Source organism: Micromonospora sp. NPDC051925 (assembly GCF_044548625.1).
GTDB lineage: Bacteria > Actinomycetota > Actinomycetes > Mycobacteriales > Micromonosporaceae > Micromonospora.
Genome location: NZ_JBIUCH010000018.1, coordinates 97,414 through 110,250 on the forward strand (window position 1 = coordinate 97,414; position 12,837 = coordinate 110,250).

Below are 12,837 nucleotides of genomic sequence, written 5' to 3' on the forward strand. Positions count from 1 at the left end.
CCCTCGCTGTGGCCTAGGCTTTCGTGCCATGGCTCTGGGGTACGTCCGCCCGGCGCGTCCGGAGGACGCCGCCGAGATCGCCCGTGTGCAGCTCGCGACCTGGCGGGTCGCGTACCGTCGGCTGCTGCCCCGGCACGTGCTCGACAACCTGGACGAGGCGTGGCTCGCCCGGCGGTGGAGCGCGGCGGTGCAGGAGCCGCCCTCGGCCGCGCACCGGGTGCTCGTCGCCGTGGAACAGGCCGAGCAATCCTATCTGGTGGGTTTCGCCGCTTCCGGGCCGGCGGACGCCGAGGCGCTCGCCCCGGGCGAGCCGGAGCAGGCGCTGGGCAGCGGGGTGGCGGCGGTGACCGACCTGCTGGTCGAGCCGCGCTGGGGTCGGCGCGGGCACGGCAGCCGGCTGCTCGCCGCAGCGGTCGACCTGTGGCGGGCCGACGGGTTCACCCACGCGGTGGCCTGGGCGTTCGACGGCGACGAGGCCACCCGCAAGTTCCTCACCAGCACCGGTTGGGAGCCGGACGGCGCGGCCCGCGCGCTGGACGTCGACGACATGCTCGTCCCCCAGGTACGGCTGCACGTGGCGGTCCCCGCCGAGCCGACCGACGCGGTCCCCACCGAGCCGACCGACGCGGTCCCCGCCGAGCCGACCGACGCGTCCTGACCGGTTCTGTCGGCCCACCCTGGTAGACCGGGAAGGTCGGCGCTCGAGGGACGCCGGCGCACCACCGACGGCGAGGAGACGACGTGTTCAGGCACACGAAGGCGTTCAGCGGGTTCTCCGCCGACGACACCGACCGGGCCCGGGAGTTCTACGCCGACACCCTCGACCTGCGGGTGTCGCAGCACGGCGGCCTCGGCGGCCTGCTGACGCTGCACCTCGCCGGGGACCGGGACGTGGTGGTCTACCCCAAGGCCGACCACGTGCCGGCGACCTTCACGGTGCTCAACTTCCCGGTGCCGGACGTCGACCGGGCGGTCGACGAGCTGACCGCCCGGGGGGTGCGGTTCGCGCGCTACCCGGGGTTGCCGCAGGACGACCGGGGGGTCATGCGCGACAACGGGCCGACGATCGCCTGGTTCACCGACCCGGCCGGCAACATCCTGTCGGTCATCGCCGAGGAGTGACGCCGCGCCGGGGTGGTTCCCGACGTCGGCCGGGAACCGGCCACCCGGCTCAGCCCTTGTCGGCGCCGTCGTTGGCGTCCCGGACGAAGTACCGCTGGAAGATCACGAAGATGATCCCCACCGGGATGGTGGCCAGCAGCGCCGCGCCCAGCTTCAGCGGGTACTGGGTGCCCTTGCCGAGCGAGCCGCTGACCAGGTCGGCCAGCCCGCGCGGCAGGGTGAACAGCCCCGGGTCCTGCACCGCGACCAGGCTGTGCGGGAACTCGTTCCAGGAGCCCTGGAACGACAGGATGGTCAGCGTGATCAGGGCCGGCTTCGCCATCGGCAGCACCACCGACCAGAAGGTGCGGAACACCCCGGCGCCGTCGATCCGGGCCGCCTCCTCCACGCTGACCGGGATCGATTCGAAGAACTGTTTCATGATGAACACGCCGGCCGCGTCGGCGAGCAGCGGCACGATCAGCCCGGCGTAGCTGTCGTAGATGCCGAGCTGGTTGAGGACCAGGAACTTCGGGATCAGCAGCACCACGCCGGGCACGGCCATCACCGCGATGACGGCGGCGAAGAGCCCGGAGCGGCCCCGGAACCGCAGCCGGGCCAGGGCGTAGCCGGCGAGCGAGTCGAAGAAGACCCGGCCGAGGGTGACCAGCACGGTCACCAGCAGCGAGTTGCCGAGCCAGAGCGGGAAGTTGGTGCCCGCGAAGATCCGTTCGAACCCGGCGAGGGTCACCGGGTCGGGCAGCGGGGAGAGCGGGTTGGCCGCCGCGTCCGGCTCGGTCTTGAACGAGTTGCCGAGCTGGATGACGAACGGGTAGAGGAAGACCAGCCCGAAGAAGATCAGGATGGCGTACCCGAGGAAGCGGCTGGCCAGGGTGCGGGCCGCGTGGTCGGCGCGCGACCGGGCCGGGGTCCGGGGGCGGTCGGCGGCCGGCGGTCGGTCGGTGAGCGCGGTCATGACGACGACCTTCCGAGCAGCCGACGCCACCGGCCGGGGCGACGCGTCCCGGTGTCCCGGTCGGCCAACACCCGCCGCTGCACCAGCGTCAGCACGATGATGATCAGGAACAGCACGAACGAGATGGCCGCGCCGGAGCCGTACTCGAAGTCACGGAACGCGGTCCGGTACGACAGGTACGCCGGGGTGAGCGTGGTCTTGGCCGGGTCGCCCTGGCTCATCACGTACACCTGGTCGAAGACCTGCCAGGAGCCGATCAGGCCGAGGGTGAGCACCAGGAACATGGTGGGTCTGATCATCGGCAGGGTGACGTGCCGGAACTGCTGCCAGCGGGTCGCGCCGTCGAGGGTGCTCGCCTCCTCCAGGGCCACCGGGACGTTCTGGAGGGCGGCCAGGAACATCAGCATGAACGTGCCGGAGGTGGTCCAGACCACCAACGTGATGATCGAGACCATCGCGACGCTCGGCCCGGAGAACCACTCCCACCAGCTCAACCCGAACGGCCCGCCGTCGGCGAGGGCGGCCGGTGCGGTGTCCACCCCGACCGCGCCGAGCAGCAGGTGCAGCACCCCCCGGGAGTCGGCGAACCACTGCGGCCCGGAGATGCCGAACATGGCCAGGAGCTGGTTGACCGCACCGGAGTTGGCGAACAGGAACAGGAAGACCACGCTGATCGCCACCGAGCTGGTCACCGACGGGAAGTAGAAGGCGCTGCGGAAGAACGCCTTCCCCCTGAGCATCCGGTTGTTGACCACCAGGGCGAGACCGAGGGCGAGCGCGGTCTGCGCCGGCACCACGATCGCCACGTAGTAGGCGTTGTTGCGGATGCTGGTCATGAAGTCCCGGCGGGCCAGCCCGTCCTCGGTGAACAGCCGGCTGTAGTTGTCCACCCCGACGAACGGCACCCGGCCGGTGAACGGGCTGCCCTGGCCGTTCCAGTCGGTCAGGCTCACCCAGAGCGCCATCAGGATCGGCAGCAGCAGGAACAGCCCGAGGATCACGATCACCGGGGCGACGAAGAGCCAGCCGGCGAGGTTCTCGTTGCCCCGGATGCCGCCTCCCGGGCGACGCGGTGACCGCCCGCCGGCGGTGGCCGGGGCGCGCAGTGTTTCGGTGGCCATCTCCCCTCCTTCGACTCGGGCCGGCCGGTGGGGCGTCGCCGGTCGGCGACGCCCCGTGGTCAGGTCAGCTGCCGCCGAGCGCCGCGCGGGCGTTCTTGTCGAAGGTGCCGAGGATGGTCTTCGGGTCGCCGTTGGCCAGCCCCTGGAGGGCGGTGTCGAAGTCACTGAGGACGCTGTCCAGCTTCGGGGCGTTCACCGGGCCCTGGGCGTGCTCGGCACCGTCGATGAACGGCTTGTCGGCGGGGAACGCGGCGGTGTACTGCTCCCGGACGGACTGCCGGGACGGCATCACGCCGAACGCCTTGGCGAAGGTCATCTGCTGGTCACCGGCGGTCATCGCCTCGACGAACCTGATCGCCTGCTCCTTGTACTTCGACTTCGCGGCGATGCCCCAGCACTGGGTGAACGAGAGCGTCCCGTTGCCCTCCGGGCCGGCGGGCAGCGCGACGACCTTGTACTTCACGGTCGGGAAGTCGTTCTGCATCGCGCCCTTGATCCAGTTGCCCTCGATGGTCATCACGGCCTTGCCCTTGCCGAACGCCTCACCGGACCAGCCGGCGTCGAGCTGCTTGGGGTACCGGGCCAGCCCGTCGGTGAGCAGCGACCTGACGTACGTGAGGGCGGCCAGGTTCTCCGGGGTGTCGGCGGTGGGCTGCTTGCCGTCGTCGCTGAGCAGCCAGCCACCGTTCTGCACCAGGAACGCGCCGATCCGGTCCCGGGTGTCGCCGAGCGCCAGCGGCACCCGCCCCTTCGCCTTGATCTTCTTGGCGGTGGCGGTGAGCTGGTCCCAGGTGGTCGGGATGTCCGCGTCGGTCAGCCCGGCCTCCGCCCACAGGTCGGTGTTGATCTGTAGCGCCAGGGTGGAGAAGTCCTTCGGCGCGCAGTAGAGCTTGCCGTCGTAGCTGAACGCGGTGCGCAGGCTCTGGTAGAAGTCGGCGGAGTCGGCGATCTTGTCGCCGTACGGCTCCAGCGCGCCGACGCTGGCGTAGTCGGCGAACCGGGCCGCGTCGACGTAGAAGACGTCCGGCGGGCTGCCGCCGGCGAGCGCCTGGCCGAGCTGCTGGGTGAGGTCCTGGGCCGGGGTGACGGTGGCCTGGTTGCCGGAACTGGTCGCCCACTTCGCGGCGGCGTCCTGCACCGCCTTCGTCTCGGCGTCCCCGGAGGAGCCGATCAGGATCTGGAGGTTGGCCGGGCCGCTGGACTGCGCGGTGTCGGAACTGTCGTCGTCGAAGCCGCTGCCGCAGGCGGCGGAGCCGAGTAGCGCGACGGCGGCGAGGCCGGCCACCGCCGCGCGGGTGAGGGAGCGAGATGCCATCGGTTTCTCCTGGTTGGGGATGGTGTCAAGCGGTGTGTCGCAGGACCAGGGCGGGCTGGAGCAGTACGGGGGCAGGGGTCGGCCGGGGCCCGTCGAGCACGGCGGTGAGCAGGTCGACACAGCGGGCGGCGGCCTCGCCGAGCGGCTGGCCGACGCTGGTCAGGCCGATCGCGCCGGCGACCGGGGTGTCGTCGAAGCCGATCACCGGCACGACCGGGTCGGCCGCCCGGACGGCCTGCAGGGCGCCCAGGGCGAGGGAGTCGCTGGCGCAGACCAGCGCGGTCGGCGGTGCGGGGGCGGCGAGCAGGTCGTGGGCGGCACGCTCGCCCTCGGCGATGCCGTCGGGGGTCTCCCGGTCCAGGCCGGTCGGGTCCAGGTCGACCTCGCGCAGGGTGTCCCGCCAGCCGGCCCGCCGGTCGTCACCGACGCCGGAGCCGGCCGGCCAGCCGATCCAACCGATCCGCCGGTGGCCGGCGGCGAGCAGGTGCCGGGTGGCCTGCGCGGTGCCGGCGGCGCCGTCCACGTCGACCCAGCAGTACGCGTCGAGGTCGTCCCAGGGACGGCCGAAGGTCACGAACGGCACGTCCCGGGCGGCCAGCCAGGCGGTACGCGGGTCGCCGTGGTCGGTGCCGGTGAGCACGAAGCCGTCCAGGTCGTAGGAGCCGAGCAGGTCGTCGTAGGTGGCGATCTCCCGCTGCGGATCGGTGGCGGTGTAGAGCAGGGTGCGGTAGCCGGCCACCTCGGCGGTCTCGGTGAGGCCGTGCAGGAAGCGGTCGAGCACCGAGCCGTTGATCCCGTCCCGGGTGGGCTCGATCCGGACCGCGATCAGCCGGGACCGGCCGGTACGCATCTGCCGGGCGGCCTGGTTGGCGCGGTAGCCGAGGGCGGCGATGGCCTCCTGGACCCGCTGGCGGGTCTCCTCGCGGACGATGTGCGGCGCGTTGATGACGTTGGAGACGGTCTGCCGGCTCACCCGGGCGTGCCGGGCCACCGTGGCGATGGTTACCTTTTCTGGCACTTGACCCCTCTCACGGTCTTGAACGATCCAATTCGGATAGTGCAGGATTAGATCGTTCAAGTTTCTGGATTGTTTCGCACTTTGCACCGCCCCGGACGGCTTGTCAAGACGTCGTCCGCCCCCCGACCTGGTCTGGAGTCGAAGTCGTGACCGAACGCCACCTGCAACCCCTGCTGCACGACCTGGTCGGGGTGGTCCTCGCCCCCACCAGCGCGCTGGGTGACCGGGCCGGGCAGATCCGCCCGGCCGGCGTCCAGGGCGTCTTCCACGCCGACGCCCGGGTGCTCTCCCGCGCCGAGCTGCGCGTCGACGACCGTGAGCCGGAAGCCCTCACCCACGGCGTCGACGGCCCGCACGGCGTCCGGTTCGTCGGGCTCACCCGCTGGCTGGGCGACCCCGGTCCCGACCCGACCGTCCGGGTCGAACGGGTCCGGCGGGCCGGCCCGCACGGGATCGACGAGGAGCTGCGGGTGGTCTCCACCGCCGCCGGCCCGGTCCGCGCCACCGTCAGCGTCGACCTCGGCTGCGACCTGGCCCCGGTCTCGGTGGTCAAGTCCGGCACCGACACCACCGCGCTGACCGCGCGGGTCCATCCGTCCGGCGAGCTGAGCTGGACGGCCGACGACGTCACCGTCACCGTCACCGGTGACGACGCGCGGGTCGACGCCGACGGGGAACGGGCCACCGCGCCCCGGCTCGCCTGGCCCGTCGAGCTGCCCGCCCGGGGCCGGACGACGCTGCGCTGGCGGCTGCGGGTGCACGACCCGCGTGCCGTGGTCGCCGCCCCCACCGACGAGCCGAGCTGGTCCCGCCCCGAGGTACGTGCCGACGACCGGCGGCTGGCCCGGCTGCTCGACCGCTCCCTGGACGACCTGCACGCGCTGCGGCTCACCGACCCGGCACAGCCCCGGGACGTCTTCCTCGGCGCGGGGGTGCCCTGGTTCCTCACCCTCTTCGGCCGGGACAGCCTCTGGGCGGCCCGGATGCTGCTACCGCTCGGCACCGACCTGGCCGCCGGCACGCTGCGCGTCCTGGCCCGCCGGCAGGGTGCCCGGGTCGACCCGGCCACCGGCGAGGCCCCCGGCAAGATCCTGCACGAGCTGCGGCGCGACGAGTTCACCCTGCCCGGCGAGGGGGTCCGGCTGCCGCCGGCCTACTACGGCACCGTCGACGCCACCATGCTCTGGGTGGCGCTGCTGCACGACGCCTGGCGCTGGGGGCTCCCCGCCGACCAGGTCGAGCCGCTGCTGCCCCACCTGGAGGCGGCGCTGCACTGGCTCGGCGAACACGCCGACGCCGACGGCGACGGTCTCGTCGAGTACGTCGACACCACCGGGCACGGCCTGGCCAACCAGGGCTGGAAGGACTCCGGCGACTCGATCCGGTTCCGCGACGGCCGACTCGCCGCGCCGCCCATCGTGCTGGCCGAGGTGCAGGGATACGCCTACCAGGCCGCGATGAACGGTGCCGACCTGCTCGACGCCTTCGGCCGGCCCGACGCCGACCGCTGGCGCGGCCACGCCGCCCGGCTGGCCGAGACCTTCCGGGCCAGGTTCTGGGTCGACGGCGGCCCCGACGGCCCCCGCCCGGCGCTCGCGCTGGACCGGGACAAGCACCCCGTCGACTCACTGACCAGCAACATCGGCCACCTGCTCGGCACCGGCCTGCTCTCCGCCGACGAGGAGGCCCGGGTGGCCGACCTGCTCACCGGCGACGCCCTCGGCGGCGGGTACGGGCTGCGGACCATGTCCACCGACGACGCCGGGTTCAGCCCGCTGTCGTACCACTGCGGGTCGATCTGGACCCACGACACCGCGATCGTGCTGGCCGGGCTGGCCCGGGGCGGGTTCCACCGGGCCGCGCTCGGCCTGGCCGAGGGGCTGCTCGGTGCCGCCGAGGCGTTCGACTACCGGCTGCCCGAACTGCACGGCGGCGACGACCGCGAGCTGCTCGGCCGGCCGGTGCCGTACCCGGCGGCCTGCCGGCCGCAGGCCTGGTCGGCGGCGTCGGCGGTGCTGCTGCTCCAGGCCGGCGTGGGCCTGCACCCGGACGTGCCGAACGGGCGGGTCACCGTACGCCCGCTCGCCGGCCCGGAGTTCGGCGCGCTGACCGTACGCGGCCTGCGGGTGGCGGGTGCCCCGGTCGACGTCCAGGTCGACCACGCCGGCCACCCCACGGTCACCGGCCTACCCGCCGGCCTCACCGTCACCCCCGGCATCCCCGCTCCCCGCGCCGTCCCGACCCGTCACCCGGTCGGCTGACCTGGGTACCCACACCGGGCGTCACCGCCGCTGACCTGGCGACCGGTCGTCGCTGGGCGAACCCGACCCCGGTCGTCGCTGGGCGGACCCGACCCCGGTCGTCAACCCGCGTCGGGCCGCCTCGCGGTGGGGAGTGAGCCTGCGGTGGAGGGAGTATGCCCGGCTGGCCGGAATATGCCAGCCGGGCATACTCGTCTCTCAGAACAGCGGTGGGATGGCTGCCGCGTTCCCACGCGTCGGCCCGAGCCCTAGTCCAGCAGGGCGTCCAGGCCCACGGTCAGGCCCGGCCGCTGCCGGACCGACCGCACGGCCAGCAGCACCCCGGGCATGAACGAGACCCGGTCGTACGAGTCGTGCCGGATGGTCAGCGTCTCGCCCAGGGTGCCGAACAGCACCTCCTGGTGGGCGAGCAGGCCGGTGGCACGGACCGCGTGCACGCGTACCCCGTCGATGTCGGCGCCCCGCCCGCCCGGCACCTCGTCCTTCGTGGCGTCCGGGACCGGGCCGAGACCGGCCTCGGCGCGGGCCTGCGCGATCTGGCGGGCGGTATGGGTGGCGGTGCCGCTCGGGGCGTCGAGCTTGCGCGGGTGGTGCTGCTCGATGATCTCCACCGACTCGAAGTGCCGGGCCGCCCGGACGGCGAACTGCATCATCAGCACCGCGCCGATGCCGAAGTTGGGGGCGATCACCACCCCGACGTCGGGCCGGTCGGCCAACCAGCCGCGGACCTGCTCCAGCCGCTGTTCGGTGAAACCGGTGGTGCCGACCACCGCGTGGACGCCCTGGTCGATGCACCAGCGCAGATTGTCCATGACGACGTCCGGGGTGGTGAAGTCGACGACCACCTCGGCACCGGCGGCCGCGGACAGGTCGTCGCCCTGGTCGACCGCCGTCACCAGGTCCAGGTCGCCGGCGGCGTCGACCGCCCGGCACACCTCGACGCCCATCCGGCCCCGGGCCCCCAGCACACCGACCCGGATCGCCCCGTCCCGGCCCTTCTCCTGCTCGTCAGTCACGGGGCACAACCTATCCCAATCGGGACGCGGCCCATCCCCGGGACCGCAAACGTCCCACTGGGCAGCGCACGGTCAGCCGGTGAAGTCGTGCTCCCCGAACGGGCCGACCACCGCCAGCGACATCGGCCGGCTCAGCAGCTCGGCGGCGAGGGTGTTCACCTCGGCCACGGTGACCGCGTCGACCCGGGCGAGCAGCTCGTCCACCGGCATCAGGTCGCCGTAGAGCAGCTCACCCTTGGCCAGCCGGCTCATCCGGGAACCGGTGTCCTCCAGGCCCAGCACGAACGAGCCCTTGCTCATCCCCTTGCCCCGGGCCACCTCCGCCTCGGTGAGCCCGTCGGCGGCCACCCGGGCCAGCTCGGTGCGGGTCAGCTGGAGCACCTCGTCCACCTTGCCCGGCGCGCAACCGGCGTAGACGGCGAACAGGCCGCTGTCGGCGTACTGGCTGGCGTAGGAGTAGACCGAGTAGGCCAGGCCACGCCGTTCGCGGATCTCCTGGAACAGCCGGCTGGACATCCCGCCGCCGAGGACGTTGTTGAGCACCCCGAGGGCGAACCGCCGCTCGTCGACCCGGTCGATGCCGGGGCAGCCGAGGATGACGTGCGCCTGCTCGGTCTCCTTCGGCTCGACCAGGACGGTGGCCGGCCTGGTGCGTACCGCCGGAGTGGCCGACCGGTGCGGGCCCGGCTCGGCCGGGTCGGCGTCCAGCGGCGTGCCGCGCAGCGCCTGGCGGACCAGCCTGACCACGGTGGCGTGGTCGAGGTTGCCGGCGGCGGCGACGACGATCTGCGGCGCGGTGTAGCGGCGGCGGTAGAAGCCCTGGATCTGCCGGCGGGTCATCGGGGTGACCGTCTCCTCGGTGCCGGAGATCAGCCGACCGAGGGGGTGGTCACCGTAGACGGCGCGGGCGAAGAGGTCGTGCACCTCGTCACCGGGCTCGTCGTCGTGCATGGCGATCTCTTCGAGGATGACGCCGCGCTCGGTCTCCACGTCGGCCGGCTCCAGCACCGAGTCGGCGACCGCGTCGCACATCACGTCGATCGCCAGCGGCAGGTCCTCGTCCAGCACGCGGGCGTAGTAGCAGGTGTATTCCTTGGTGGTGAAGGCGTTGGTCTCACCACCCACCGCCTCGATCTCCGAGGAGATCTCCAGCGCGGTGCGCTTGTGGGTGCCCTTGAACAGCAGGTGTTCCAGGAAGTGCGCGGCACCGGCCTGCGGGCGGGTCTCGTCCCGCGAACCGACCGCCACCCAGATGCCGAACGACACGCTGCGCATCGCGGGGATCGCCTCGGTGAGCACCCGCAACCCGGTCGGCAGGACGGTGCGGCGGACCGTGCCGCCCAACGGGTCGTCGCTGATCGTGCGGGTGACCGCCCGGGACGCCCCACCGGCGCGGCCGGGCTGTGCCCCGCTGGCGTGCCGTACGACGTCGGACGACGACACTCCCCGTCGACCCGTGGGGAACGACGAACGGTGGGCCCGACTCACGCAAACCTGCTCTCAGTGCGACGAGGGGTGGGGGAAACACACCGGCCGGGTGACGACGTCGTCGTCACCCGGCCGGTCACTGCTCAGCTGTGCCGGGTACGCCGACGCGGACGCTCGCCGCCGTCGCCACCCTCGCCGCCGCCACCCGGGCCGCGCTCGCCGCCACCCGGGCCACGACCGCCCCGGTCGCCGCCGCGCTCCCGGTCACCACGGTCCCGCGGACCCCGGTCACCGCCACGGCCAGCCGGACGGTCGCCACCGGCGGCCTCACCGGCCTCGCCGGCGGCCGGCGCCTCGGCGCCCTCCGGGCGGACCTTGTCCAGGTAGATCTTGCCGCGGGCGTCGATGTCCGCGATCTCCACCTCGACCTTGTCGCCGACGTTGAGGAAGTCCTCGACCCGCTCGACCCGCTTGCCGTCGCCCACCTTGGAGATGTGCAGCAGGCCGTCCCGGCCGGGCAGCAGCGAGATGAACGCGCCGAACGCGGCGGTCTTGACCACCGTGCCGAGGAACCGCTCGCCGGCCTTGGGCAGGGTCGGGTTGGCGATCCCGTTGATCCGGTCCACCGCGGCCTGCGCCGACGGGCCGTTGGTCGCGCCGACGTAGATCGTGCCGTCGTCCTCGATGGAGATCTCGGCGCCGGTCTCGTCCTGGATGGCGTTGATGGTCTGCCCCTTCGGGCCGATCACCATGCCGATCTTGTCCACCGGGATCTTGACGGTGGTGACCCGCGGGGCGTACTCCGACATCTCAGCCGGGGACTCGATCGCCGCGAGCATCACGCCGAGGATGGTCTGCCGCGCCTCGTTCGCCTGCTGGAGCGCGGCGGCGAGCACGTCGGACGGGATGCCGTTGAGCTTGGTGTCGAGCTGGAGCGCGGTGACGAACTCCGGCGTGCCGGCGACCTTGAAGTCCATGTCACCGAACGCGTCCTCGGCACCGAGGATGTCGGTCAGCGTCACGTACCGGGTCTTGCCGTCCACCTCGTCGGAGATGAGGCCCATCGCGATGCCGGCCACCGGCGCCTTGAGCGGCACACCGGCCGACAGCAGCGCCAGCGTCGAGGCGCAGACCGAACCCATCGAGGTCGAGCCGTTCGAGCCGAGCGCCTCGGAGACCTGCCGGATCGCGTACGGGAACTCCTCGCGCGACGGCAGCACCGGCAGCAGCGCCCGCTCGGCCAGCGCGCCGTGGCCGATCTCGCGCCGCTTCGGCGAGCCGACCCGGCCCGTCTCACCGGTCGAGTACGGCGGGAAGTTGTAGTTGTGCATGTAACGCTTGCGGTTCTCCGGCGAGAGGGTGTCGACCATCTGCTCCATCCGGAGCATGTTCAGCGTGGTGACACCGAGGATCTGGGTCTCGCCCCGCTCGAACAGCGCGGAACCGTGCACCCGGGGCAGCACGCCGACCTCGGCGGTCAGCGCCCGGATGTCGCGCGGCCCCCGGCCGTCGATCCGGACCTGCTCACGCAGCACCCGGTTGCGGACCTCGGACTTGGTCAGCGACCGGAAGGCGGCGGACAGCTCCTTCTCCCGGCCCTCGAACCGACCGCCGAGTTCCTCGGCGACCTTGGCCTTGATCCGGTCCAGGGCCTCCTCGCGATCGGCCTTGCCGGCGATCTGGAGGGCCTCGGCCACCTCGGCGCGGGCCAGGTCGGCCACCGCGCCGTAGACGTCGTCCTGGTAGTCCAGGAAGACCGGGAACTCGGTGACCGGCTTGGCGGCCACCTCGGCCAGCTCGCTCTGCGCGCGGCACAGCTCACGGATCGCCGGCTTGGCGGCCTCCAGGCCGCTGGCGACGATCTCCTCGGTCGGGGCGGTCGCGCCGCCCGCGATCAGGGCCACGGCGTTCGGCGTCGCCTCGGCCTCGACCATCATGATCGCGACGTCGCCGTCGTCGAGGGCCCGACCGGCCACGACCATGTCGAAGGTGGCGCGGGCCAGCTCCTCCAGGGTCGGGAAGGCCACCCACTGGCCGTCGACGTGCGCGACCCGGGTCGCCCCGATCGGGCCGGAGAACGGCAGGCCGGACAGCTTCGTCGACATCGAGGCCGCGTTGATCGCGACCACGTCGTACGGGTGCTGCGGGTCGAGCGCGAGAATGGTCTCGACGACCTGGACCTCGTTGCGCAGGCCCTTGACGAACGACGGGCGCAGCGGCCGGTCGATCAGCCGGCAGGTGAGGATGGCGTCCTCGCTGGGCCGGCCCTCACGACGGAAGAACGAGCCGGGGATGCGGCCCGCGGCGTACATCCGCTCCTCGACGTCGACGGTCAGCGGGAAGAAGTCGAACTGCTCCTTCGGGTGCTTACCGGCGGTGGTGGCGGAGAGGACGACCGTCTCGCCCAGCTGGGCGACGACGGAGCCGGCGGCCTGGCGGGCCAGCCGGCCGGTGGAGAAGGTGATCTCACGGGTGCCGAAGGACCCGTTGTCGATCACGGCGGTACGGGATTCGGTGCCGAGGTTGGTCTCGGTCATGTGCGGCGGTACTCCTTCGCGTCGTGGGCCCACGACACCGGAGCTGCTCAGACGGCCGGTCTTC

The 12,837-nt window shown here is 72.7% G+C and carries 10 protein-coding genes; 3 read left to right on the forward strand and 7 right to left on the reverse strand.

Translation table 11 applies throughout. The features are described from left to right. Nucleotides 1-28: 28 nt before the first annotated feature. Nucleotides 29-658 carry a GNAT family N-acetyltransferase gene (locus ACIG87_RS23670; RefSeq protein ID WP_396853265.1) on the forward strand — a complete coding sequence of 210 codons (630 nt, stop codon included), beginning with the start codon at nt 29-31 and terminating at the stop codon, nt 656-658. Nucleotides 659-741: 83 nt separating this feature from the next. Then, complete coding sequence (locus ACIG87_RS23675) at nt 742-1,122, forward strand: VOC family protein (protein ID WP_396853266.1); 381 nt, start codon at nt 742-744, stop codon at nt 1,120-1,122. A gap of 49 nt (nt 1,123-1,171) precedes the next feature. Here the strand turns inward: ACIG87_RS23675 and ACIG87_RS23680 are convergent, their stop codons facing one another. From ACIG87_RS23680 to ACIG87_RS23695, 4 genes are all read right to left on the reverse strand, one after another. After that, nucleotides 1,172-2,077, reverse strand: a complete 906-nt coding sequence (locus ACIG87_RS23680) for a carbohydrate ABC transporter permease (RefSeq protein ID WP_396853268.1) — start codon at nt 2,075-2,077, stop codon at nt 1,172-1,174. After that, nucleotides 2,074-3,198: a carbohydrate ABC transporter permease gene (locus tag ACIG87_RS23685; RefSeq protein ID WP_396853269.1), complete on the reverse strand. Its 1,125-nt coding sequence runs from the start codon at nt 3,196-3,198 to the stop codon at nt 2,074-2,076. Before ACIG87_RS23685 ends, ACIG87_RS23680 begins: the two co-directional genes overlap by 4 nt. A 64-nt stretch (nt 3,199-3,262) precedes the next feature. Then, on the reverse strand, nt 3,263-4,513 hold the full coding sequence (locus tag ACIG87_RS23690; RefSeq protein ID WP_396853271.1) for an extracellular solute-binding protein: 1,251 nt from the start codon (nt 4,511-4,513) through the stop codon (nt 3,263-3,265). Nucleotides 4,514-4,538: 25 nt separating this feature from the next. Continuing rightward, nucleotides 4,539-5,531 carry a LacI family DNA-binding transcriptional regulator gene (locus ACIG87_RS23695; RefSeq protein ID WP_396853273.1) on the reverse strand — a complete coding sequence of 331 codons (993 nt, stop codon included), beginning with the start codon at nt 5,529-5,531 and terminating at the stop codon, nt 4,539-4,541. A gap of 146 nt (nt 5,532-5,677) precedes the next feature. Here ACIG87_RS23695 and ACIG87_RS23700 point away from each other — a divergent pair, with 146 nt between their 5' ends. Beyond that, nucleotides 5,678-7,792, forward strand: a complete 2,115-nt coding sequence (locus ACIG87_RS23700; protein WP_396853274.1) for a glycogen debranching N-terminal domain-containing protein — start codon at nt 5,678-5,680, stop codon at nt 7,790-7,792. Between the two features lie 248 nt (nt 7,793-8,040). Here ACIG87_RS23700 and dapB read toward each other — a convergent pair whose 3' ends face one another. From dapB to ACIG87_RS23715, 3 genes are all read right to left on the reverse strand, one after another. Then, nucleotides 8,041-8,808: a 4-hydroxy-tetrahydrodipicolinate reductase gene (dapB, locus tag ACIG87_RS23705; protein ID WP_396853276.1), complete on the reverse strand. Its 768-nt coding sequence runs from the start codon at nt 8,806-8,808 to the stop codon at nt 8,041-8,043. 72 nt (nt 8,809-8,880) lie between these two features. Further along, nucleotides 8,881-10,251 (reverse strand): M16 family metallopeptidase, encoded by a 1,371-nt coding sequence (locus ACIG87_RS23710; RefSeq protein ID WP_396853278.1) that lies wholly within the window; start codon nt 10,249-10,251, stop codon nt 8,881-8,883. Nucleotides 10,252-10,379: 128 nt separating this feature from the next. Continuing rightward, nucleotides 10,380-12,773, reverse strand: a complete 2,394-nt coding sequence (locus tag ACIG87_RS23715; RefSeq protein ID WP_396853280.1) for a polyribonucleotide nucleotidyltransferase — start codon at nt 12,771-12,773, stop codon at nt 10,380-10,382. Nucleotides 12,774-12,837: the final 64 nt, after the last annotated feature.

Excerpts from the sequence above, each read along its gene's own strand:
- ACIG87_RS23670 (WP_396853265.1), top strand. The coding sequence starts at position 29 with ATGGCTCTGGGGTACGTCCGCCCGGCGCGTCCGGAGGACGCCGCCGAG.
- ACIG87_RS23680 (WP_396853268.1), bottom strand. The coding sequence starts at position 2,077 with ATGACCGCGCTCACCGACCGACCGCCGGCCGCCGACCGCCCCCGGACC.
- ACIG87_RS23685 (WP_396853269.1), bottom strand. The coding sequence starts at position 3,198 with ATGGCCACCGAAACACTGCGCGCCCCGGCCACCGCCGGCGGGCGGTCA.
- ACIG87_RS23690 (WP_396853271.1), bottom strand. The coding sequence starts at position 4,513 with ATGGCATCTCGCTCCCTCACCCGCGCGGCGGTGGCCGGCCTCGCCGCC.
- ACIG87_RS23715 (WP_396853280.1), bottom strand. The coding sequence starts at position 12,773 with ATGACCGAGACCAACCTCGGCACCGAATCCCGTACCGCCGTGATCGAC.